The sequence below is a fragment of the Aliivibrio fischeri genome, from assembly GCF_009727955.1.
Classification (GTDB): domain Bacteria; phylum Pseudomonadota; class Gammaproteobacteria; order Enterobacterales; family Vibrionaceae; genus Aliivibrio; species Aliivibrio fischeri_A.
Map to the genome: position 1 here is coordinate 153,548 of NZ_WOBR01000004.1, position 23,820 is coordinate 177,367.

Sequence of the window (23,820 nt, forward strand, 5' to 3'; positions counted from 1 at the left end):
CGAATCGTACAGAAAAGCGTGATGAACTTCAATGTTTATTCGGAATTAGATATAAAAAAAGCAAGTTACGTCGAAACGTAACTTGCTTAATTTTATTGGTTATTTATTTTAAAGGCGTTTGCCTAAAAAATTATAAACCTGCAGTTTTTGCCATTGCAGCACTTGCTTGAGAAGTAGCTGTTTGGCTGCCCGCCTGCTTAGGTGCAAAGCGCTCTGTTCTGAATTCAGCAGCAGTAACAGTGATCTCTTTAATCTCTGTTGGGCCTGTTGCTTTTGTCATACCAGAAGAAGCATGTCCTTTGTATTGAGTTTTTGGTGCAACCTTAGTTTCAACAATAGGTTGTACTTCTTCAACTTCAACAAGAGTTTCTACAGCAACTTCAGCAACTGGAACTTCATTTACGTCGGCTACCGCTAACGTTGGCTCAACAGGTGCTTCTGCAACGACGTCTACTACAGGAGTAACAATTGGAGCTTCAGTCACAGTGGCTTCAACTGGTGCTGGAGTTATCTCTTTCACGTCTTCAATAACAGGCGTTTGTACAACTTCTTCAATTGGAGCTACAGATGCTTCAACATAAGGAAGTAGAACTTTACCCATTGCCATTTCAGGGAAAGCAACACCGCCAACTTGAACAGTCACTTTCTGTGCTTTATCTTGAGCTGCTTGAGTTTCGTTATCTACGAACTTCTCTTGCTGGCGTTGTTTCGCTTGTTTCATTTCAAGAATACGAGCGAAATCAGGGTAAGCTTTACCCATCGCCATTTCAGGAGATGCAACACCAGAAGATAAGCGTGAAGGGTTTACAGGGCGACGATCGCGACGACGACGGCGCTGACCACTTGCACGAAGGTGACGAGGTGAACGACGGTTACGACGTTGGCCTTCTTTACGTTCAGTGTTTTTCTCTGTATTTGCTTCAGTATTTGCTTGTTGTGCTTCTACTGGTGCTGTTGCTACAACTGCATCTGTTTCAGCTTCAACTGCTTTACCTGTACGCACTTTCTTTTGTAACTGACGACGTTGACGACGTTGTTTAACTTGTGCCGTTTTTTCACGTTTTTCAGTTTGTTTCTCAGTATTTTGAGCAGGAGCTTGTTGTGCATCAGCCGCTAATTTAAGACCTTGTTCTGCAATTTCTTTGCGTACTTTAGGTTGTTTAGTTGGCTTGTTATCATTTGCTTTAACTTGCTTACCTGTTGTTGCATTCGCATCGTCTTGTTTTTTACCACGACGATTTTCGTTACGGTTATCATTGCCGTTACGACGATTGTTGCGGTTATTACGACCGTTTTCGTTATTGCGACGACGATCATTATTACGATTTTGATTACGACGTTGAGGTTGAGCAGGTTTCTCTTCTTCAACTTTCTTTTCAGTTTTTTCTGATGCATCAGGAGCAGCGAAGAAGTTAGCAATCGCTTTGAAGAAACGGCTGATAATGCCAGGTTTCTCTTCAGTTTTTACTTCTGCTTTTTTCTCTGGTTGTGCTTTTGCTACTGGTGCAGCCTGAGTTGGTGCACTGAAACCTTGAAGAACAGGTTCTTCACGTTTCTTAGGAGCAATATTTACAATTGGAGCTTCTTTTGATTCCGCTTCACGTAGTGCTTCTAGCTTCTTAGGAAGAAGGTAAGACAGCATTTCTTGCTCTTCACCATCACGGATACGGATCACTTCAAAATGAGGTGTTTCCATATCAGAGTTAGGAACAATAATGACACGAACATCATGGAATTTTTCAATATGCTGAACTGAACGACGTTTTTCATTCAATAAGTAAGAAGCAATAGAAACAGGAACAACAGCAAGAACTTGTGTTGTATTGTCTTTTAATGATTCTTCTTCAATTAGACGTAGAACAGACAGTGCTAGAGATTCGTTATCACGAACCACACCAGTACCCGTACAACGAGGACAAATATGGTGGCTTGCTTCTGCTAAAGACGGGCTTAAGCGTTGGCGAGACATTTCTAGAAGACCGAAACGAGAAATACGACCGATTTGAACACGAGCACGATCCATACGAACGGCTTCACGCATACGGTTTTCAACTTCTCGTTGGTGACGAACTGGCGTCATATCGATAAAGTCGATAACCACTAAACCACCTAAGTCACGTAAACGTAATTGACGTGCAATTTCGTCAGCAGCTTCAAGGTTTGTATTTAGGGCCGTTTCTTCAATATCACCACCTTTCGTTGCACGAGCAGAGTTGATATCAATCGATGTTAATGCTTCTGTTGGGTCAATAACGATAGAGCCACCAGATGGAAGGCGAACTTCACGTTCAAATGCCGATTCAATTTGGCTTTCGATTTGGTAGTGACTAAACAGAGGAACTTCGCCTTCATACAATTTAACGCGAGATAAGAAATCTGGGCGAATAAGTTGAATATGTTGACGTGCACGATCAAAGATTTTCGGACTATCAATTAAGATTTCACCAATATCACGGCGTAAGTAATCACGAATTGCGCGAACAATTACGTTACTTTCTTGGTGAATTAGGAAAGGAGCTTGGTTTGATTCAGAAGCGTGCTTAACTGCTTCCCAGTGGTTCAGTAGAACATTTAAATCCCACTCAAGTTCTTCAGCTGATTTACCAACACCAGCAGTACGTACAATTAGTCCCATACCTTGAGGTAGTTCTAATGTGCTTAATGCTGCTTTTAATTGAGTGCGCTCTTCACCTTCGATACGACGAGAAATACCGCCAGCACGAGGGTTGTTTGGCATAAGAACAAGGTAACTACCAGCAAGAGAAATGAACGTTGTTAAAGCTGCGCCTTTGTTTCCACGCTCTTCTTTTTCAACTTGAACAATAACTTCTTGGCCTTCTTTCAAAACGTCCTTAATGTTTGGACGACCTTGATATGTGTAGCCTTGAGGGAAATATTCTTTTGCGATTTCCTTAAGGGGAAGGAAACCATGGCGATCAGCGCCGTAATCAACGAAAGCTGCTTCCAAGCTTGGTTCGATACGTGTGATTTTGCCTTTATAAATATTAGCTTTTTTAGATTCGTGACCAGGACTTTCGATATCTAGATCGAAAAGGCGTTGGCCATCAACTAATGCGACGCGCAACTCTTCCTTTTGGGTTGCGTTAATCAACATTCTTTTCATTAGTGAATACTCATTACAAATTGTCGAGCTTGTGTATCTTAATCCATTTCAAATGGTGCCAGATCCCAAGGCTGATTACATGTGCAGCCTCACGGCTGGAACTCAGGGATGCTCTAGGGCACAATCCACATCAACACCATTAATTAACAGTGCTGATCCGCAATAATTCACGGTCGTTAAAACATCAAAAATGGTTTAGGCATAACAAGCAAAAAAACTCAAAGCAGTACAGATGTCTTACGCCAATTGCTGCATCACTGCGTTTGAGCAGTATATTTTTAGTTCGTGTTGGTGCTTTTATGCTCACCAAGGTGAAGAAATAGCCATCTGGGCTAATTTCAGAGTGCAACTATAACAGTCAGATGAAATCGCAGCAATCTTCATTATTTAGATCTGAGTTAAAAAAATTTCATCAAATGAGAATATAGCAGTAGAATGCTCCAATGAATGATGATAAACCAAAAGTGCAATTCGTCGATATTGATGACGATTTTGCAGGGCAACGAATCGATAATTTTCTTCTTGCCCGCTTAAAAAATGTTCCTAAAAGTATGATTTATCGAATCGTGCGTAAGGGAGAAGTACGTGTAAATAAAAAACGTATTAAGCCTGAATATAAACTGCAAGAAGGCGACGTAGTTCGTATTCCTCCAGTAAAAGTGCCGGAATCAACTGCACCAGATCTTCCTAATGTAAAATTAGGCAAAGTAGCAGAGCTTGAACATTGTATTATTTACGAAGATGATCATGTTTTAATTTTAAATAAACCATCAGGTACAGCAGTGCATGGCGGTAGTGGTTTAAAATTTGGTGCGATTGAAGCATTACGAGCTTTGCGACCTGATGCTCGTTTTTTAGAATTAGTACACCGAATTGACCGTGATACGTCTGGTATCTTATTAGTTGCGAAGAAACGTTCGGCTCTGCGTCGACTTCAAGAACAGTTTAGAAATAAAACAGTACAGAAATATTATTTTGCATTGGTGATGGGACAATGGAAAAACAGCTGCAAGGTTGTTAATGCTCCATTACTAAAAAACGAAGTGAATAGTATTGTTCGTGTTAACCCAAACGGAAAACCGTCTGAGACTCGATTTAAAGTGCTTGAGAAATTCGAACAAGCAACATTAATTCAAGCGAGTCCAATAACAGGGCGTACACACCAAATTCGTGTTCATACACAATATACGGGGCACCCAATTGGTTGGGATGACCGTTATGGTGATCGTCGATTTGATGCGTATACAGGCCAGTTTGGTTTAGACCGTTTATTTTTGCATGCTGCAAACATCAAGTTCACTCATCCTGCGACGGAAGAGTTAATGGATATTAGTGCACCTATGGAAGCAAAACTAGAACGTGTACTAAAAGGCTTACGCAGTAAAAATTAATTTAACGATGTAAGTTTATATAATTAATTGACATGCTAGAAGCGATAAGTAGATTGTTACTTATCGCTTTTTTATTAATTACAAAACGTTAAGGCCCTGTTTCTCTAACATATCGATAAGAGAGATTAACGGTAATCCAATTAGCGTATTTGGATCTTTTCCTTCTAATTTCTCAAATAAGGCAATGCCTAAACCTTCACACTTAAAGCTTCCTGCGCAATAAAACGGTTCTTCTTTGTCTACATAGTTTTCAATTTGTTGACGGCTTAGTTTTTTGAAATAAACATTGAACTCTTCACAGATGGTTTCTGCTTGTTTTGTTGTGGTATTAAATACTGAAAGGCCTGTATAAAACGTAATTTTTTGGCCACTTGCTTCTTCTAGTTGTTGTACGGCTTTTTCACGCGTAAGTGGTTTACCGATAATTTTTCCGTTAATCACACAAACTTGGTCGGATCCAATTATCAAATAATTTGGATCTTCAATGCCACATGAATTCGCTTTTGTCTCTGCTAAACGAGTCACTAAATTGATAGGTGATTCATTTTTCAGCGGAGTTTCATCACAAACGGGTGAAATTGCATCAAAATCCAGTTGGATCTTTGACAAGATCTCTTTACGGAATGGGGATGTAGAGGCAAGAATAAGTTTTGATTGCATAATGGGTTCTTCTTCTCAAATTTTTCGTTTATTATTAGTAATACCAATTCCAGTAATTATCTGCTTATTATTACTGGTTAAATCTCTTAATAGCCGCGTTAAAAAATAGCATTGTAGAATAACTACTTATAATATTTTTTGCCTTACTCTTAAGTGATTTTCCTGTGTAATAAATAGATCATCTAATTAATTACATTGGTATAACTCTGCTGAAATAGCAACTGGGAAGAAAAAAAGCATAAATTTGTGCCATTTTTCTTTGACTCGAAGGCTTTAGAAAGATAAGATGCGCGCCCTATGCAAAAGGTAAAATTACCACGAACAGTTGATGCTGCTCGAACTGCTCAAAAAAGAATGGACTACGATGGAATCATCCAGTCTAGTATTTTAAAGCGTTTAGCTGAATCTACTGTAGATGTGAAAAGTGATGCTGAAGTCACTTTGTCATTTAAAGTTGACGAACAACGACTAGCCGTTATCTCTGGTAAAGCTGACGTCGATGTGTTGTTGGAATGTCAACGCTGTAATGAAAATTTCGAACATCATCTAAGCGTATCATTTACCTACACGCCTTTTTTAAGCGAAGAGAAGGCAGCTTTAGTTCCTGAGGACTATGAGCTTGTAGATTTAAATGAGTTTGGTGAAGTCGATCTCGTTGAGCTGGTAACTGACGAGTTTATTCTAGCGTTGCCGCAAGTCGCTATGCATGACATTGAAGATTGTCAGGTCAAATCTAACAATTTGGTATTTGGCGAAATTCCTGAAGAGGAAGAGAAACCGAATCCGTTTGATGTTTTAAAATCTTTAAAACAACAGTAATTGAGGAGTAGGGTCCATGGCCGTACAAAAGAGCAAGAAATCACGTTCAATGCGTGGCATGCGTCGTTCACACGATGCACTAACTACAAGTGCAGTATCTGTAGACGCAACAAGTGGCGAAACTCACCTTCGTCACAACGTTACAGCTGACGGTTACTACCGTGGCCGCAAGGTAATCAACAAGTAAGGTTGACGCTTTGCAGCAGCTAACCATTGCAATTGATGCGATGGGTGGGGACTTCGGTCCCCAAGTTACAGTGCCTGCCGCCGTGCAGGCATTGTCACAATTCCCAGAGCTAAAAATCACAGTTATTGGAGATCGTGACGCGATTTCTACACAACTGACACATCTAAATTATATCCCCAACTCAAGATTTTCTATTGTTCATAGCGAAAGCGTTATAGGCAATAACACACAACCTTCAAAAGCCCTACGTCACAGTCGCGGAAGCTCAATGCGAATGGCCATTGATATGGTCGCAAATAAAGAAGCAGATGCGTGCATTAGTGCCGGTAATACAGGTGCGCTGATGGGATTATCTCGATTTACATTAAAGCTTCTTCCTGGTGTCGAACGTCCTGCGCTAATTAGCCCTTTACCAACTAAAAATAATCAAAGAACTTGGATGTTAGATCTTGGTGCTAATGTTTCATGCGATGCTGAAACCCTTTTTCAGTTTGCGGTAATGGGTTCAGAATTAGCTGAGCAAACATTGAAACGTAAAGCCAAAGTCGCATTATTAAATATTGGTGAAGAAGAGATTAAGGGTAACGATCAGATTAAACGTTGCGCTGAAATGTTAAATCAATGCCAAGATATTGAATTTATCGGTTATATTGAAGGTGATAAGCTTTATCAAGGCATTGCAGATGTAGTAGTGTGTGATGGCTTTGTTGGGAATGTTTGCTTGAAAACAAGTGAAGGTGTAGCGCATTTATTTTTAGATCAACTAAAATCACACCTGATCACATCAAAATTTAAACAATTTATAGCGAAATGGCTCTTTGGTGATGTCATTTCTTGCTTAAAAGGGCTGAACCCCGACCAGTATAACGGCGCAAGTCTGATAGGATTGCGCGGCATTGTTGTTAAAAGTCATGGAAGCGCAGATGTATCTGCCTTTAACAATGCCATCAAGGAAGCGGTTCATGAGGTCAAGCGACAAATACCTAACCGTATTAGTGATCGCTTGGAGGCAGTTTTACTCGAGAGGCATTATTAGTCTTCATGTATAGCAAAATTTTAGGTACTGGTAGCTATTTACCAGCACAAATTCGCTCAAATGCGGATTTAGAAAAAATGGTCGATACTAGTGATGAGTGGATCTTAGCTCGAACTGGTATTAGTGAACGTCGCATTGCTGGTGAAGATGAATCGGTAGCTACAATGGCTCACCTTGCTTCTGTAAATGCAATTGAAATGGCTGGTATTGATAAGAACGATATTGATCTTATTATTTTGGCAACAAGTACGCCTACGTACTCATTTCCATCTGCAGCGTGTGAAGTTCAAGGTTTATTAGGTATTCAAGGCTGTCCTGCATTTGATTTATCAGCAGCATGTTCAGGTTTTGTTTATGCATTAAGCGTTGCAGACCAACACATTAAAACAGGCATGGCAAAGAACGTACTTGTTATTGGTTCTGATGCTGTTTCTCATACTTGTGATCCAGAAGACCGCTCAACTATCATTTTATTTGGTGATGGTGCAGGCGCTGTTGTCTTAGGACAAAGTGAAGAACCTGGCATTATCTCAACACATTTACATGCTGATGGTAAGTTTGGTGAATTACTTTCATTACCTGTTCCTTCTCGTAAGAATGAAGAAGCAGACAAGTGGCTATATATGGCTGGTAATGAAGTATTTAAAGTAGCAGTAACTCAACTGTCTAACTTGGTAAAAGAAACACTTCAAGAAAATCAGATGGATAAATCTGAACTTGATTGGCTGGTTCCTCATCAAGCTAACTTACGAATTATTAAAGCGACAGCAAAGAAACTATCAATGTCGATGGATCAAGTTGTTGTAACTCTAGACCGCCACGGTAACACTTCAGCTGCGACTGTTCCTACAGCGTTAGATGAAGCGGTACGTGATGGCCGAATTCAACGAGGTCAAACTCTACTACTTGAAGCATTTGGTGGTGGGTTTACTTGGGGCTCGGCTCTGGTTAAGTTTTAAATTTAGAGGTTAACCCTATGTGTGGTTAACTCTCTTAAATAAGCTTATTTAAAGGAAATAATATTCATGAGCAATTTTGCTATCGTTTTTCCAGGCCAAGGCTCTCAAGCTGTTGGCATGCTTGCTGAATTAGGTGAGCAACACGAAGTGGTAACTCAAACATTTGCAGAAGCATCTGACGCATTAGGTTATGACTTATGGTCTTTAGTTCAAAATGGACCAGCAGAAGATTTAAATCAAACTTTCCGTACGCAGCCTGCATTGTTAGCAACGTCTGTTGCATTATGGCGTGTATGGCAAGAACAAGGTTTGGCTCAACCATCAGTATTAGCTGGTCATAGCCTTGGTGAATATTCAGCGCTTGTTTGTGCGGGTGTCATTGACTTTAAAGAAGCGATTAAATTAGTAGAATTGCGTGGCCAATTAATGCAAGAAGCGGTTCCTGCAGGTGTTGGTGCCATGTATGCAATTATTGGTTTAGATAATGAATCAATTGCTAAAGCATGTGAAGAAGCTGCACAAGGTGAAGTAGTTTCACCTGTAAACTTTAACTCTCCAGGCCAAGTGGTTATCGCTGGTAACAAAGATGCAGTTGAACGTGCAGGCGTATTATGTAAAGAAGCGGGTGCAAAACGTGCTCTTCCTTTACCAGTGTCAGTACCTTCACACTGTGCACTAATGAAACCAGCAGCAGATAAATTGGCTGTAGCATTAGAAAATATCGAATTCAACACACCAGCATTACCAGTAATTAATAATGTTGATGTTATTGCAGAAACTGATCCTGCAAAAATCAAAGATGCACTAGTTCGTCAATTATACGGCCCAGTTCGTTGGACTGAAGTTGTTGAAAATATGGCAGAACAAGGCGTTGAAACGTTATACGAAGTTGGTCCAGGTAAAGTATTAACTGGTCTAACGAAACGCATCGTTAAGTCACTTAGCGCAGCAGCGGTAAATGATGCTGCTTCACTTGAAGCTGCTAAGTAATTAAAGGGAAAATAAAATGATGAATCTAGAAGGCAAAATTGCCTTAGTTACTGGTGCAAGCCGTGGTATTGGTCGTTCAATTGCTGAACTACTTGTATCTCGTGGCGCAACAGTGATTGGTACAGCGACATCTGAAGGTGGCGCTGCAGCAATCAGTGAATACCTAGGTGAGAACGGTAAAGGTCTTGCTTTAAATGTAACTGATGTAGAGTCGATTGAGTCTGTACTAAAAAGCATTAACGATGAGTTTGGTGCGATTGATATCTTGGTAAACAATGCGGGTATTACTCGTGATAACCTACTTATGCGTATGAAAGACGATGAGTGGACAGATATCATGGATACTAACTTAACGTCTATTTTCCGTTTATCAAAAGCGGTTCTTCGTGGCATGATGAAGAAACGTAACGGTCGTATCATTAACGTTGGTTCTGTTGTTGGTACAATGGGTAACGCTGGTCAAACTAACTATGCAGCTGCAAAAGCAGGTGTAATTGGTTTTACTAAGTCTATGGCTCGTGAAGTTGCTTCACGTGGCGTAACAGTAAATACTGTTGCACCAGGTTTTATTGAAACAGATATGACAAAAGCCTTGAATGATGACCAACGAGCTGCAACACTATCATCAGTACCAGCTGGACGTCTAGGTGATCCAAAAGAAATCGCATCAGCGGTGGTATTTTTGGCTTCTCCAGAAGCGGCATACATTACGGGCGAAACACTGCACGTAAATGGCGGCATGTACATGGTTTAATTCATAGAATTGATTTAAGGGTGACTTAGGTCAATTCTGAGTCAAAATTGCACTAAAAATCACGAAAATCGTGGTTTGACCAGCAATGTTGGCCTTGCAACTTTCTTATTAATGAATAAAATACAGCAAGTATCGCAAATCAGCGAATCTGTAATTAGGAAAATAAAAAATGAGTAATCTTGAAGAACGCGTAAAGAAAATCATCGTTGAACAACTAGGTGTGGATGAAGCTGAAGTTAAAAACGAAGCATCATTTGTTGATGACCTAGGTGCAGACTCACTAGACACAGTTGAGCTAGTAATGGCTCTAGAAGAAGAGTTTGATACTGAGATTCCAGATGAAGAAGCTGAGAAGATCACTACTGTTCAAGCTGCTATCGACTACGTAACTAGCGCACAGTAAGAAATACCCTCCAGGCGGTCATCTTGACCGCCTGAGTTTTTATACGCAACAAATCCCTATCTAATTTCAATTAATTCCGGAGAAATATATCGTGTCCAAACGTCGTGTAGTTGTTACAGGCATGGGTATGCTAACACCGGTGGGTAACACTGTTGAAGCATCTTGGAAAGCGCTGTTAGCAGGCCAAAGCGGTATCGTTAATATCGAACACTTTGACACCACTGAGTTTACTACTCGTTTTGCAGGTCTAGTTCAAGACTTTAATGCTGAAGAGTACATGTCTAAGAAAGACGCTCGTAAGATGGATTTATTTATCCAATACGGCGTAGCTGCTGGCATTCAGGCATTAGATGACTCGGGTTTTAAAGTTACTGAAGAAAATGCTCACCGTATCGGTGCAGCAATTGGTTCAGGTATTGGTGGCCTTGGCTTAATTGAAGCTGGCTACAAAGCATTCAGTGAAAAAGGTCCTCGTAAGATCAGCCCGTTTTTCGTGCCTTCTACCATCGTTAATATGATCGCAGGTCATATGTCGATTATCCGTGGTTTACGTGGTCCAAATATCGCAATTTCAACTGCTTGTACTACAGGTCTTCATAATATTGGTCATGCTGCACGTATGATCGCTTATGGTGATGCTGATGCAATGCTAGCTGGTGGTGCAGAAAAAGCATCTACAGAGCTAGGTATGGGTGGTTTTGGTGCAGCAAAAGCACTATCTACAAATAATGAAAACCCTCAAGGCGCATCTCGTCCTTGGGACAAAAACCGTGATGGTTTTGTTCTAGGTGATGGTGCTGGCATGATGGTTCTTGAAGAGTATGAACACGCTAAAGCTCGTGGTGCTAAGATCTACTGTGAACTTGTAGGTTTTGGTATGAGCGGTGATGCTTACCATATGACTTCGCCAACGCCAGATGGTTCTGGTGGTGCGTTAGCTATGGAAGCTGCGATGCGTGATGCTGGCGTAACAGGTGAACAAATCGGTTACGTAAATGCACACGGTACGTCTACTCCTGCTGGTGATGTAGCTGAAATTAAAGGCATTAAACGTGCTCTTGGTGAAGCTGGCTCTAAACAAGTTTTAGTATCTTCAACAAAATCAATGACTGGTCACCTTTTAGGTGCTGCGGGTTCTGTTGAAGCAATCATCACAGCGATGTCTTTGGTTGATCAAATGGTTCCACCAACAATCAATCTTGATGATCCTGAAGAAGGTTTAGATATTGACCTTGTTCCACACACTGCTCGCAAAGTAACAGATATGGAATACGCAATCTGTAACTCATTCGGTTTTGGTGGTACAAACGGTTCACTAATCTTCAAGAAAATGTAATAACTTGTTTGTGAAGCTTAACTAGTTTCCAAGAGTCAGTTACACTTTAAAGGCGGTTTGATATTATATCAAACCGCCTTTTTATTTATTAGTCTGTTGGTTAGGAGTTGTCATGTTTTGGGTTAATGGAATGGAATCTGAATCACTACCAATCAGTGATCGAGCAACTCAGTATGGTGATGGCTTTTTTACTACCATGAAGGTATTAAATAAGAAGATTTGCTTGTGGGAACTGCACTTAACTCGACTTAAAACATCAGCAGAGCGTTTAGGTATAACGGAGCCAGATTGGTGTGTACTTGAAGTACAAATGATTAAGCTTGCTTCTAAAGTAATAAATGGTGGCATTAAAATCTTAATAACAAGAGGAAGTGGTGGGCGTGGTTACTCCCCAGAAGGATGTACAAACACGCAAGTGATTGTGTCTACTTTTACACTGCCTGTTGAATATCAAGAATGGCAACAAAAAGGCATAGATTTAGGGATATCCGATATTCATCTAGGACTTAATCCACTCTTAGCAGGAATGAAACATCTAAACCGCCTAGAGCAAGTACTAATAAAACAATCAGTGAAGAAAACAGATTACTTAGATGTCATTGTTCTCGATATTAATAACAACATCGTTGAGACAACGATAGGAAACATTTTTTGGATTAAGGATGATAGAATATTTACCCCTAATTTATCATTAGCAGGTGTTGAAGGGGTGATGAAGACTCACATTAGTGACATTGCTAAGAGTCATCATATCGACATAGAATCAGTACATTGTAATATTGATACGCTTGCAAATGCGGATGAAGTTTTTATCACTAACTCCTTATTTGAAGTTGTACCGATAAATAAGATCAAAGAAATTCATTTTACCAAACATACATTAACTCATTGGTTTCAGGAGAAACTGTACTCGTGTTGAAAAAACTAATTATCATTATTTTATTTTTAGCAGTCGCTGCACTTGGTGCGGGCTTTTGGGCTTATCAGCAGGCAATCAATTTTACACAACAACCTGTAATGCTAGAGAACGCTCAACTTGTTGAAGTAAAACCTGGAACAAGTTATCGAAAACTCATTCGTCAATTTGAAGAAAATAAATGGATATCTGATGCTAAATGGGCACGGTTTACTCATAAAGTCTCTCCGCAACTAACGAATATTAAAGCAGGTACTTATTGGGTTGAGCCAAACCAAACACTTGCAGATGTGTTAACTCAGCTAAAAACAGGTAAAGAACATCAGTTCTCAATTACTTTTGTAGAAGGAAGTCGCTTTTCTGAATGGCAACAACAACTGGAACAAGCTCCTTATCTAGAGCATGAGCTTGAGGGCATGTCAGAAAAAGAAATTGCAAACAAGTTGGGTATTGAACGAACTAAATTGGAAGGCTTATTTTTAGCTGAGACATACCATTACACCGCAGGTATGAGCGATTTTGATATTTTAGAGCGTTCTCATAAAGCATTAACAACATTATTAGATGCAGAATGGAAAACAAAGTCAGCTAATTTACCGTTAAAATCTTCTTATGAAGCATTAATTCTGGCGTCTATTATTGAAAAAGAAACGGCAATTGATTCTGAGAGAGAGCGAGTTTCATCTGTTTTTGTTAACCGTTTAAAGCGTGGTATGCGTTTACAAACTGATCCGACAGTTATCTATGGTATGGGTGACAAATACGACGGTAATATTCGTAAGAAAGATCTACGAACACCTACGGCTTACAATACTTACACAATTAATGGGCTACCACCAACACCTATAGCAATGGCTGGTCCTGCTTCAATAAAAGCAGCACTGCACCCTGAAACTAGTCGGTACCTATATTTTGTCGCTGATGGCACTGGCGGTCATAAATTCACTAAATCATTAGTTGAGCATAACAAAGCGGTTAGAGCTTACTTAAGAACCTTAAGAAATTAATCATGTCTAAATTTATTGTAATCGAAGGCCTAGAAGGCGCAGGTAAAAGTACAGCAATTAAGAACGTACTATCTACATTAGCAAAACACGGTATTACGTCACCAGTTACAACGCGTGAGCCAGGTGGAACGCCTCTTGCCGAGAAAATGCGTGAATTGGTTAAACAGGGTCATCCTGATGAGCCATTAACTGATATGGCAGAATTGCTTCTTCTTTATGCTGCTCGTGCTCAGTTAGTTGGAAACGTGATTAAGCCTGCTCTTGCAAAAGGTGAATGGGTTGTTGGTGATCGTCATGATTTATCTTCACAAGCATACCAAGGTGGTGGTCGTGGATTTGACCGTGATCTAATGATGACCATGAGAAATACTGTACTAGGTGATTTTAAACCTGATTTAACTATTTACATGGATATTGACCCTAAATTAGGTTTGCAACGAGCATCGGCACGCGGTGAGCTTGATAGAATTGAACAAATGAAATTGGATTTTTTTGAAAGAAGCCGTGAGCGTTATTTAGAATTTGCAAATAGTGATGAAAGCATTATTACTATTGATGCAGGTCAGGACTTGGAGACGGTAACACAATCAATTATTACCGCTTTAGAAGCTTGGTTAGTGAATAATGGCTACTAAACTTTATCCTTGGCAGACAAGCTTATGGCAACAGTGGCAGCAGTTGATTCAAAATGATCGACTTCCTCATGCTATTTTATGCGCTATGCCTATAGGTGCGGGAAGAGAAGCATTAGTTCAGTATTTTGCAGATACATTACTGTGTCTAACGCAAGGTATCGAACCATGTGGTTTTTGTCACAGCTGTGAGTTAATTGAATCACAAACTCATCCTGATTTGCATTGGATAAAACCTGAAACTGAAGGTAAATCAATTTCAGTGGAACAGATACGCCAATGTAATTCATGGGCTTTAGAGTCCTCGCAATTTAACGCTAAGCGAGTGATCATCATTGATCCTGCAGAAAAAATGACAGAGTCGGCAGCGAATGCATTACTTAAGACATTAGAAGCGCCACCGAAAAATTGTCAATTTGTATTGTTGGCGGATTCGCCCCATCATTTGTTACCAACAATACGTAGTCGTTGTCAGGTATGGCATCAATCGAAAGTCGATGCTGAATCGATTGCAGCTTGGCTTCAAGAGACAGAGAACCTTTCGGTATCAATGCAGTCTATTGCTTTGAATGATTCACTTCCATTAGCAGTGAAAAGCTTTTATCAAGATAAGAAGCAAGCACTGCATAAGCAGTTATTGTCGGATTTTGAAGCTTGTGTAAGAAGTGATTTTTGCCAGACTGCTGATATTGTCAAAACCCTTCTAAAACTTGAACATGAAGGTTTAACTTGGCTCAGTTATTTACTTGCTGATATTCAGAAAAGACAAATGGGAATAATGCAGCCTTGGGTTCATTGTGATGAAACAAGAGTTGTTGAGGGTTTAGCAAAAACATTATCGAGTAATGTGGTTTATAAGCAATATATTGCATTAAACTCATTACAAGAGCAGTTAAATAGTTTCCCAGGATTAAATAAAGAATTACTACTAACTCAATGGATGTTTGAGTTTACTGGAGAGTTGAGTGTTAATTGATTCACACTGTCATTTAGATAAATTAAATTATGATGACTTACATGTAAATGTTGCAGATGTACTTGATAAAGCGAAGAAACAAGGAGTCGAGCAGTTTTTAACAGTAGGTGTTACCTTAGATGCCTTTCCGAATATGATGAATATGATAGCAGAATACCCAGAAGTTCATGCGTCTTGTGGTATTCATCCATTAGATGTCGACTCTGCATTTGATTTGTCACTTTTTCGTCAATATGCGGCACATGAACGTGTTATCGCTATTGGTGAGACCGGGTTAGATTATTTTTATCAGCCAGAAAGTGCACCACGTCAGAGAGACCTGTTTGAGCAGCAAGTTGAGGTTGCTGTTGAATATAATAAGCCATTAATTATTCATACTAGACAAGCAAGAGAAGACACTCTAGCTATTCTAAAAAATGGTAAAGCAGATAAATGCGGTGGGGTAATTCACTGTTTTACTGAAGATTGGGCTTTCGCAGAAGCTGCGATGGAACTTGGCTTTTACATTTCAATTTCAGGGATTGTTACTTTTAATAAAGCATCCGAGCTGAAAGATGTGGTGCGTCGCCTTCCTCTTGAGCGTTTATTAGTTGAGACGGACTCTCCTTATTTAGCTCCTGTACCTTTTCGCGGAAAGGAAAATCAGCCTGCATACGTGAAAGAAGTGGCAGCATATATTGCTTTACTTAAAGGGAAAAGTGTTGAAGAAGTTGCACAGGTAACAACCAATAACTTTAAAAATCTTTTTTTGAACAAATAATTAGATATTGATGGCAAAGTAATCGATAAAGGAGGCTTAGGTCTCCTTTTTTTATGTTTTACGGATTTAACCCTGTTTTTTATACCGATAACGATACGTAAACGTTTTCGTTTGTATTATATTTGTACTATCTATTTTTGTTGCTAAAAATAACATTTCAGTTTTTGATTTTTTTGATATAATTTCTTTTAAATCAATACCTTGAGTTTAAATTTGTTTTTATGGGAAGAAATTTCTAAGCCTTGCTTTTGTGATCACTGCAGGGTTTTAAAACAATAAATGAAAACATGCTAGAAACTGGTTTTGCATAGGTCTATATTTAGCGCAGTTTGATTTGAGATACGATTATTTACAATTTATTAATTGCATCAAAGGCAAGGGGGATATTGCCGTGATTAATAAGTAGATAATTAAATCCAAATTGTAGTTATAAATATTAGGAGCAAAACATGTTTAAACACCTTTTTGCTAGTCTACAGAAAGTTGGTAAGGCGCTAATGCTGCCTGTATCAGTTCTTCCTGTTGCTGGTATTCTTTTAGGGGTTGGTGCGGCCAACTTTAGTTTCCTTCCAGAAGTGGTTTCTCACTTAATGGAACAAGCTGGTGGTTCAGTATTCGGTCAAATGGCTCTGCTATTTGCCGTTGGTACTGCACTTGGTTTTACAAACAACGATGGTGTTGCTGGTCTAGCTGCTGTTGTTGGTTACGGCATCATGGTTGCTACATTAAAAGTAATGGCAACTGTAATGGGTGTTGATGGCATCGAGACAGGTGTTCTTGGTGGTATCCTTGCTGGTGGTGTTGCTGGTTGGGCATTCAACAAGTTCTACCGTATTCAACTTCCTGAATACCTAGGTTTCTTCGCTGGTAAGCGTGCTGTGCCAATCGTAACTGGTTTTGCATCTATCGCTCTAGGTCTTATCCTATCAGTTGTATGGCCTCCAATCGGTGGTGCTATTGCAGCATTCTCTGACTGGGCTGCACACCAAAACCCAGTAGCTGCATTCGGTATCTACGGTGTTATTGAACGTTCTCTAATTCCTTTTGGTCTACACCATATCTGGAACGTACCGTTCTTCTACGAAGCTGGTTCTTGTGTAAACAATGCTGGTGAGCACGTAAATGGTATTATGACCTGCTTCCTAACTGCTGATGACGCATCTCGTGCAGCGGGTAACGGTTTCGGTCAACTAGCTGGTGGTTACTTATTCAAAATGTTCGGTCTTCCTGCTGCTGCAATCGCAATTGCACACTCAGCAAAACCTGAAAACCGCGCTAAAGTAATGGGTATCATGGCATCTGCAGCGTTAACTTCATTCCTAACAGGTATTACTGAACCAATCGAATTCGCATTCCTATTCGTTGCTCCTGTACTGTACGCTATCCACGCTGTATTAGCTGGTGTTGCATACATGCTAACTAACGCACTAGGTATCGTTCACGGTCACACATTCTCAAATGGTTTCATTGACTTCGTTGTTCAATCTCCACGTGCTGAGAATATGCTTCTTCTTGTTGGTCTTGGTCTTGTTTATGCTGTTGTTTACTACGTAGTATTCCGCGCTGTAATCAAAGCAATGAACCTAAAAACACCTGGTCGTGAAGATGAAGATGATACTGCTACTAAAGTAACTGGTTCTGAACTAGCTGGTGAATTAGTTGCTGCATTCGGTGGTAAAGAAAACATCACTAACCTTGATGCTTGTATCACTCGTCTACGTGTTTCTGTAGCGAATGTTGAAGCTGTAAACCAAGATAAACTAAAACAACTTGGCGCTGCTGGTGTTGTTGTAGCTGGTTCTGGTGTACAAGCTATCTTCGGTACTAAGTCTGATAACCTTAAAACAGACATGAATGAGTGGATTAGCAACAACTAATTCATCATTGAAAGAATAAAAAAGGAGGCCAATCGGTCTCCTTTTTTTTATTTCTTTTCTGGGAAGGTAAATTCTTGATGTGATTCTAACCATGTTGGGTATTTGAACATAATTGAGTTAAACAGTTCTGACTCTGTAAATTCAAAAAGCCAGCGTTGTAAATTTTTGTATTTACTCTGGCGAAACCAATGAATATCAACAAAGGCAAATTGACGAATAAACGGAAGAATAGCTAAATCAGCAAAACTGTATTGAGCTGAGAAGAGCATAGGTGAAGTCGCTAATCTTTGTTCTAATTTATTTAAAAACAGCTCACCTTGTTCTCGGTAGTAAATTTCAGGGTAGTCAGGATAGCGATCTGCGTACTTATATTTATCTAACCAGCTTTTAAAAATACCGTCATTCTCTTGAATCAATAGGAGCATATCGTTCGTTGTCGATAACAATAGCTCAGAGTCTTCTAAGGCCCACGTCATAATATCTAAGCTTTCATCGATAACTTTACCATTATTGATAATTAAAACCGGTACGGTGCCTTTAGGTGACGCTTGAAGCATAGATTCAGGTTTATGTTTTAATATAATTTCACGAAGTTGAACCGATTTGTCTGATTTAACGATTCCAAGCCGAGCACGCATGGCATAAGGGCAACGACGAAAAGAATAAAGTGTAGTCATGATTTAATCCATTATCAGAGCGGTATAAAAAAGCAGATCCGAAGATCTGCTTTAAGATTAGCATTTTCTAGTTTCTAATTACTGTTCATTGCTTTACGAATACAGAAGGCTGCTCCACCCCAAGTGATTCCTAAACCAATAATCATCATAATGATTGCACCCGTTTCCATATTAAGCCTCCTTACTTGATTTATTAATAATAATACCGACAACTAGCATTGCTGCAATTAAGCCCCAGCCAAGTAACAGTAAATCTGATTGTGCATAACCGCCATACCCATCAGTTAGCGTATTAATAATATTTGTACCTAGGATTACGACTAAGAAAGCAGGACTTACAAATCGCAGGCAAATTTCAAACCATTTACCAACTGTGAATTCTGATACTGCGTTTACATGTGAACGAATATCTGTAAGTTTGACTAACCAACCCATAACAAGTAGTTCAATTAAGCAGCTTGCAAGCAGAGCGATGTTGTTAATGAAATAATCAACAAGATCCAGCAGCAGTAGACCACCATTTGTTGCAAATGCCATTGAAATAATTAAACCAGAGCCACAAACAACAGAAGCTGCTTTTCTGCGAGACCAATTCAGCTTATCGATAAATGCAGAGGTGACGGCTTCAATTATAGAGATGTGAGAACTTAAACCTGCTACAACAAGAGCTAAGAAGAATAGTGGACCTAAAATATAAGGTATTGGTAATAAGTTAATTGCAGCAGGAATAGTAACAAATGCCAAACCAACGCCCGCACTAACTACCTCAGTTAATGGTTTTCCTTGTTCTTGAGCCATGTAACCAAGAACCGAGAAAATAAGAATACCTGCAATGATAGAAAAGCCACAGTTAATTAATACCGTCATAAAGGCGTTGTTATTCACATCAGACTTTTCTGGAAGATAGCTTGAATATGCAAGCATGATGGCGAAACCAACACTTAGGGTAAAGAATATTTGTCCATAAGCAGCTGACCATACTTTTGGATCGGTAATTTTACTAAAGTCCGGTTGGAACAAATAGTTTAGGCCATCCAATGCCCCTGGTAAGAAAACCATTCGGCCAATAAGAGCAATAACCATGATAAACAATAAAGGCATCATAATTTTACTTGCTCGCTCAATACCGCTTTTTACACCACCGAAAATGGCAGCAAAAGTAATGGCCCAAGCAAGAAGCATAGGAATAGCGATATGCCACTGAATACTACCTAGCTTACTTGGCGAGTTGTCGCCTAACTGTAGATATTCACTGAAAAAGTATGCATTAGTATCTTGCCCCCAACTTTGTGAGAAAGACATGCTGAAATAAGAGATTGCCCAGCCAATAACAGCAACATAATAAACGGCGATAACGGCTGCGATCATGACTTGAAACCAACCTAACCATTCATATTTTTGGTTGAGCTTGGCAAAGGTACGTGGTGCTGACCCTCTATATTTATGACCCATACCAAATTCCATGATCATAAATGGAATACCAGCAGTGATCATGGCAAATAAATAAGGAATGAAAAAAGCACCGCCACCATTTTCATATGCCATATATGGAAAGCGCCAGATATTACCTAAACCGATAGCAGATCCTACTGCTGCAAGAATAAATCCTGCACGAGAACCCCATTGTTCACGCTTCATAAATTACTCCTTTAAAAAACTTTTCCCTGAGAATTGAAGCTTAATTGGTATCATTCTCTAATAAGTTGAAATTGATTTTGCTTAAATTGGATGTATTCCCTAAGCATTAAAGTCAGATTACCTATTTATATATGTTAACGCAATATGACAAAAAGGTAGGTTTATATGTTTCAAATAGTGTTTTATTCTGATTTATGAGGTTTTATTGGATATGGTTATTGATGATGAGTAGCTATGCGGGGCTATTTGTTGTTAAATAAAGGTTACATAATCAATTGTGTTATTTATAAAATAGTGATTAAGTGTTGTAAATTTAGGCATTTTCATTGTTTTGAAAATGCCTAATCTTTCTTTTCATAAATAAAGTGGGATTAAAAACTGAATCTGAGTCCTAGATTCGCTTGTAATTGATTGACCCAGCTTCCTTCATATTTAATCGCACAAGAGTTTTTATTTGGTGTAGAAACACAACTGCTGTCAAAGTTGCTATCAACAGATGTGCCTAGCCAGCGCCCTTCTAGTTGTAATGCAAAATTATCAGTAAAGTGATATTGGAAACCACCAAAAGCACCAGCTGAAAATCGAATGTTTTCATCTATCCAATCAACATCAGCATAAGTACCACCAATACTTAAACCGAAAAATGAAGTGATATTTTTAGTTAATTGGTAGTCTAGGGCGCTTTGAAAGTGAAGGTAATGCATGTTTGAGGTTTGGTTAAGACCTTCAATGTCATTGCTCTGATTACTATAAAATAGACCGATACGTCCTGCATCGTAATCGGTTTCAATAGCTAATGAATAAGCGGTATTCCCTTTTAAATCGTATATTTCTCCTTCTGCATCTTCAATCTCACCACCTGAAGCGTAGCCAATTGAAGGAGTAATATGGATTTGGGCGAGAGAGGGTAAGGGAGCTAATATTAACAGCCCTAATAGTGATAAACGCTTCATGTTTTCTCCTAGAATTCCTTTTCATAAAAACCACAAATTTTATTCTATTATGCTGACATTGTGATGCTTATACCAACTTGCTGATTGAATAAGATCAATTCCTTGAAGATACTTCAAATTACTGTTAATTTTTTGTAAACAGATAATGCAATCGTTTTTATTAATTGTCTGTATATGGAAATAACAAGGAGTCGTTATGGATCACGATTTTAAATTTGCTCTTATTACTACCATTGCTGTTTTTTCAGGATTAGCTTTTTTTGGGGCTCTGGTATTAATGGCGTAAGAAAGTGATGAGAGAGTATGAAAAGAAGAGCAATAAGGTTAAGCCTATTGCTCTTTTTAGTATTTATTCTACGCAAAAGCTTGTGTAGGGAGGTAAGACTGCCATGCGTTGGTGTATAAAGATTGAGAAAGACCTCTTAACTTAGTGAATCGAGCTTCTTCAAATTCTGTAAACTCGCGATCTTCGATAAAAGCAAGACGCTCCATACTTTGAATTTCTTCATAAATTTTATGTTCAACACCATTTTTAACATCTGCGATGTCTTTTAAGTGAAGTTGTATTTCTGCAATTAATTTTGTTTTAGGTAATTCAACTAGCAGCTTAATATCTCTGTATCCTGATTTTGCTGGTTGCGAAAAGCGGTTAGTAACACTAACGACAGTTGTTTCTCTATTTAGCGCTTCATAAGCGGTAACTAAATCAGGAATGGAGTCAGCTACAACGGTCGCTCTTGCTATATCTGTCAGTTGATTAACCTGACCATTTAATTCTTGCTCAATTTTAATTTTTGCTCGCTCGTTGTTTTTTACTCCCGCAAATTGAGTCTGGCTATTGGAAATAAGAGCGGTTTGCTTACAGATATTTTCTAACTCATGCTGAGCTTGATGCGCTTTAGAGCTTAAAATATCAAAGTCATTGTAAGGTTGATGCGAGAAATGGTTCCAACTATCAATGGATAGAAGACCATTTAGGCTATGAAGTACATGATGGTGGTCGATCTCAGATTGGTTGGATTCTTGGTAATCTGGCTCTATATGTTCAAGTAAAGAGGCAGCTTGTGCTTGAGGTCGTCCAAAGACTAAAACCATTAAGACTGCAGCACGGGCAAACTTTTTCATTCTGTTTCCTTTATGAAGTAGAAAGAAATAGCAACTAAGAGGACTATATCTTAGCAACACCTACTTAAGAAATATGGGCATAGATAGCAGTTTCAAGGCTGGAAAATTAATGTTGTTCGACTTTGCGCTAACGGTCACAAAAGCCGTTTTTCTGACAATAATTTGATAATTTACTTATTGCGAGGCTAGTTAATTCTTTTTACTCACAAACTCTGTTATTTAGCCGCTAAATGTGTAAAATCGAGTATTCTTTTTTATACCTAAATTTAGAGTACAAGTAGGTTATCTATGACAGCAACAAACGAATTATTGCAAGACTTAAAAGCTCGTGGGCTTATTGCACAGTGCACAGCAGATGAAGAATTAGCTGAGCACCTTTCAACTGACTGTCGTACTCTCTATTGTGGCTTCGATCCGACAGCAGATAGCTTACATATTGGTAGCCTAGTACCACTATTAGTTCTTAAACGTTTCCAACAAGCTGGTCATAAACCATTAGCTCTTGTTGGTGGTGCAACTGGCTTAATTGGTGATCCAAGCTTTAAAGCTGCTGAGCGTCAACTTAACACAAATGAAGTAGTTGGCGATTGGGTTAACAAAATTAAAGCACAGGTTTCTGCTTTTGTTGATTTTACAGAAGAGAAAAATGGTGCAGAAGTAGTAAACAACTTAGATTGGATCGGCCAAATTAACGTAATTGAATTTATGCGTGATGTGGGCAAACACTTCAGTGTAAATGCGATGATCCAAAAAGAATCAGTAAAACAACGTATCGACCGTGAAGGTTCTGGTATTTCGTTTACTGAATTCAGCTATATGCTACTTCAATCATATGACTTTGCTGCATTGAATAAAGCAAAAGAGTGTACATTACAAATTGGTGGCTCAGATCAGTGGGGTAATATCACTGGTGGTATCGATCTTACTCGTCGTATGAACCGCAATAAAGTATTTGGTTTAACACTTCCTTTAGTAACAAAATCAGATGGTACTAAATTCGGTAAAACTGAATCAGGTACAATTTGGTTAGACTCAAGTAAAACATCACCATACGCTTTCTACCAATTCTGGTTAGGTACTGCGGATGCTGACGTATATAACTTCCTACGTTTCTTCACTTTCTTAACAGTAGAAGAAATTGCAGCTATTGAAGAGAGCGATAAGAGTGTTCAAGGCCGTCCTGAAGGTCAAGGCATCCTAGCTCGTGAAGTCACTCGTCTAGTTCACGGTGAAGAAGGTTTAGCGTCTGCTGAACGTATCACTAAAGCGCTTTTCTCTGGTGATCTTTCTTCACTAACAGAAACTGACTTAGCACAACTTGCTTTAGATGGTCTTCCATCAACAGAATTAGACGCTTCTGAACAAACGATTGTTGAAGTTCTAACTCAATCTGAACTAGCTAAATCAAACAAAATGGCGCGTGAATTCATCGGTAACGGTGCAGTATCGGTAAACGGCGAGAAAGTTGCTGATACTGAAGCGGTACTTAAGAAAGAAGATGCACTGTTTGGTAAATACAGCGTAATCAAACGCGGTAAGAAGCTATTTAACCTATACATCTGGAAATAATCATCCCATCGTGGTGGAGTAGGGAAATGAT

Annotated in this window: 24 protein-coding genes; 17 read left to right on the forward strand and 7 right to left on the reverse strand. The window is 39.1% G+C overall.

All coding sequences use genetic code 11. The features are described from left to right. Positions 1-130: 130 nt before the first annotated feature. Positions 131-3,124, reverse strand: coding sequence for a ribonuclease E (rne, locus tag GNP81_RS04195; RefSeq protein ID WP_155673609.1), 2,994 nt, complete (start codon positions 3,122-3,124; stop codon positions 131-133). 443 nt (positions 3,125-3,567) lie between these two features. Between rne and rluC the strand changes: the two genes are divergently transcribed. Beyond that, positions 3,568-4,515 carry a 23S rRNA pseudouridine(955/2504/2580) synthase RluC gene (rluC, locus tag GNP81_RS04200; RefSeq protein ID WP_005420144.1) on the forward strand — a complete coding sequence of 316 codons (948 nt, stop codon included), beginning with the start codon at positions 3,568-3,570 and terminating at the stop codon, positions 4,513-4,515. Positions 4,516-4,593: 78 nt separating this feature from the next. Here the strand turns inward: rluC and GNP81_RS04205 are convergent, their stop codons facing one another. After that, positions 4,594-5,175: a Maf family protein gene (locus tag GNP81_RS04205; protein WP_155670543.1), complete on the reverse strand. Its 582-nt coding sequence runs from the start codon at positions 5,173-5,175 to the stop codon at positions 4,594-4,596. A gap of 297 nt (positions 5,176-5,472) precedes the next feature. On the opposite strand from GNP81_RS04205, the gene yceD reads away from it, so the two are divergent. From yceD to ptsG, 14 genes are all read left to right on the forward strand, one after another. Further along, a complete protein-coding gene (gene yceD, locus GNP81_RS04210; protein WP_005420140.1) occupies positions 5,473-5,994 on the forward strand; it encodes a 23S rRNA accumulation protein YceD in 522 nt (173 codons plus the stop codon). Between the two features lie 16 nt (positions 5,995-6,010). Further along, on the forward strand, positions 6,011-6,181 hold the full coding sequence (gene rpmF / locus GNP81_RS04215; protein ID WP_005420138.1) for a 50S ribosomal protein L32: 171 nt from the start codon (positions 6,011-6,013) through the stop codon (positions 6,179-6,181). A gap of 10 nt (positions 6,182-6,191) precedes the next feature. Next, a complete protein-coding gene (gene plsX / locus GNP81_RS04220) occupies positions 6,192-7,217 on the forward strand; it encodes a phosphate acyltransferase PlsX (protein ID WP_005420134.1) in 1,026 nt (341 codons plus the stop codon). 5 nt (positions 7,218-7,222) lie between these two features. Beyond that, positions 7,223-8,176, forward strand: a complete 954-nt coding sequence (locus GNP81_RS04225) for a beta-ketoacyl-ACP synthase III (protein ID WP_005420128.1) — start codon at positions 7,223-7,225, stop codon at positions 8,174-8,176. Between the two features lie 66 nt (positions 8,177-8,242). Then, positions 8,243-9,166, forward strand: coding sequence for an ACP S-malonyltransferase (gene fabD / locus GNP81_RS04230; protein WP_155670539.1), 924 nt, complete (start codon positions 8,243-8,245; stop codon positions 9,164-9,166). A gap of 19 nt (positions 9,167-9,185) precedes the next feature. Then, complete coding sequence (fabG, locus tag GNP81_RS04235) at positions 9,186-9,920, forward strand: 3-oxoacyl-ACP reductase FabG (RefSeq protein WP_196587345.1); 735 nt, start codon at positions 9,186-9,188, stop codon at positions 9,918-9,920. Positions 9,921-10,089: 169 nt separating this feature from the next. After that, positions 10,090-10,323, forward strand: a complete 234-nt coding sequence (acpP, locus tag GNP81_RS04240; protein WP_004737381.1) for an acyl carrier protein — start codon at positions 10,090-10,092, stop codon at positions 10,321-10,323. 91 nt (positions 10,324-10,414) lie between these two features. After that, a complete protein-coding gene (gene fabF / locus GNP81_RS04245) occupies positions 10,415-11,659 on the forward strand; it encodes a beta-ketoacyl-ACP synthase II (RefSeq protein ID WP_336495438.1) in 1,245 nt (414 codons plus the stop codon). A 112-nt stretch (positions 11,660-11,771) separates the two neighbouring features. After that, on the forward strand, positions 11,772-12,578 hold the full coding sequence (gene pabC, locus GNP81_RS04250; protein WP_155673611.1) for an aminodeoxychorismate lyase: 807 nt from the start codon (positions 11,772-11,774) through the stop codon (positions 12,576-12,578). Then, positions 12,572-13,582, forward strand: coding sequence for an endolytic transglycosylase MltG (mltG, locus tag GNP81_RS04255; RefSeq protein WP_063669426.1), 1,011 nt, complete (start codon positions 12,572-12,574; stop codon positions 13,580-13,582). Before pabC ends, mltG begins: the two co-directional genes overlap by 7 nt. Before the next feature lie 2 nt (positions 13,583-13,584). Further along, complete coding sequence (tmk, locus tag GNP81_RS04260) at positions 13,585-14,217, forward strand: dTMP kinase (protein ID WP_155673612.1); 633 nt, start codon at positions 13,585-13,587, stop codon at positions 14,215-14,217. Further along, on the forward strand, positions 14,207-15,190 hold the full coding sequence (holB, locus tag GNP81_RS04265; protein ID WP_155673613.1) for a DNA polymerase III subunit delta': 984 nt from the start codon (positions 14,207-14,209) through the stop codon (positions 15,188-15,190). The genes tmk and holB overlap by 11 nt, the downstream gene beginning before the upstream one ends. Then, positions 15,180-15,950 carry a TatD family hydrolase gene (locus GNP81_RS04270; RefSeq protein WP_336495439.1) on the forward strand — a complete coding sequence of 257 codons (771 nt, stop codon included), beginning with the start codon at positions 15,180-15,182 and terminating at the stop codon, positions 15,948-15,950. The genes holB and GNP81_RS04270 overlap by 11 nt, the downstream gene beginning before the upstream one ends. A 449-nt stretch (positions 15,951-16,399) precedes the next feature. Beyond that, the gene (ptsG, locus tag GNP81_RS04275; RefSeq protein ID WP_005420108.1) at positions 16,400-17,827 is read left to right on the forward strand and encodes a PTS glucose transporter subunit IIBC; all 1,428 of its coding nucleotides are present in this window, start codon (positions 16,400-16,402) and stop codon (positions 17,825-17,827) included. A gap of 47 nt (positions 17,828-17,874) precedes the next feature. Here ptsG and GNP81_RS04280 read toward each other — a convergent pair whose 3' ends face one another. The 4 genes from GNP81_RS04280 to GNP81_RS04295 all read right to left on the reverse strand — a co-directional run bounded on the left by GNP81_RS04280 (position 17,875) and on the right by GNP81_RS04295 (position 21,095). Further along, a complete protein-coding gene (locus tag GNP81_RS04280; RefSeq protein ID WP_155673614.1) occupies positions 17,875-18,504 on the reverse strand; it encodes a glutathione S-transferase in 630 nt (209 codons plus the stop codon). 74 nt (positions 18,505-18,578) lie between these two features. Beyond that, a complete protein-coding gene (locus GNP81_RS04285; RefSeq protein ID WP_005420104.1) occupies positions 18,579-18,674 on the reverse strand; it encodes a MetS family NSS transporter small subunit in 96 nt (31 codons plus the stop codon). A gap of 1 nt (position 18,675) precedes the next feature. Beyond that, positions 18,676-20,142, reverse strand: coding sequence for a sodium-dependent transporter (locus GNP81_RS04290; RefSeq protein ID WP_155673615.1), 1,467 nt, complete (start codon positions 20,140-20,142; stop codon positions 18,676-18,678). Positions 20,143-20,513: 371 nt separating this feature from the next. Next, on the reverse strand, positions 20,514-21,095 hold the full coding sequence (locus GNP81_RS04295) for an outer membrane beta-barrel protein (RefSeq protein ID WP_155671525.1): 582 nt from the start codon (positions 21,093-21,095) through the stop codon (positions 20,514-20,516). 196 nt (positions 21,096-21,291) lie between these two features. Between GNP81_RS04295 and cydH the strand changes: the two genes are divergently transcribed. Further along, a complete protein-coding gene (gene cydH, locus GNP81_RS04300; RefSeq protein ID WP_005420101.1) occupies positions 21,292-21,381 on the forward strand; it encodes a cytochrome bd-I oxidase subunit CydH in 90 nt (29 codons plus the stop codon). 68 nt (positions 21,382-21,449) lie between these two features. On the opposite strand, the gene GNP81_RS04305 is transcribed toward cydH, so the two are convergent. Beyond that, positions 21,450-22,220: a phosphoribosylglycinamide formyltransferase gene (locus GNP81_RS04305; RefSeq protein WP_155671526.1), complete on the reverse strand. Its 771-nt coding sequence runs from the start codon at positions 22,218-22,220 to the stop codon at positions 21,450-21,452. Positions 22,221-22,508: 288 nt separating this feature from the next. Here GNP81_RS04305 and tyrS point away from each other — a divergent pair, with 288 nt between their 5' ends. Continuing rightward, the gene (tyrS, locus tag GNP81_RS04310) at positions 22,509-23,789 is read left to right on the forward strand and encodes a tyrosine--tRNA ligase (RefSeq protein ID WP_072054891.1); all 1,281 of its coding nucleotides are present in this window, start codon (positions 22,509-22,511) and stop codon (positions 23,787-23,789) included. Positions 23,790-23,820: the final 31 nt, after the last annotated feature.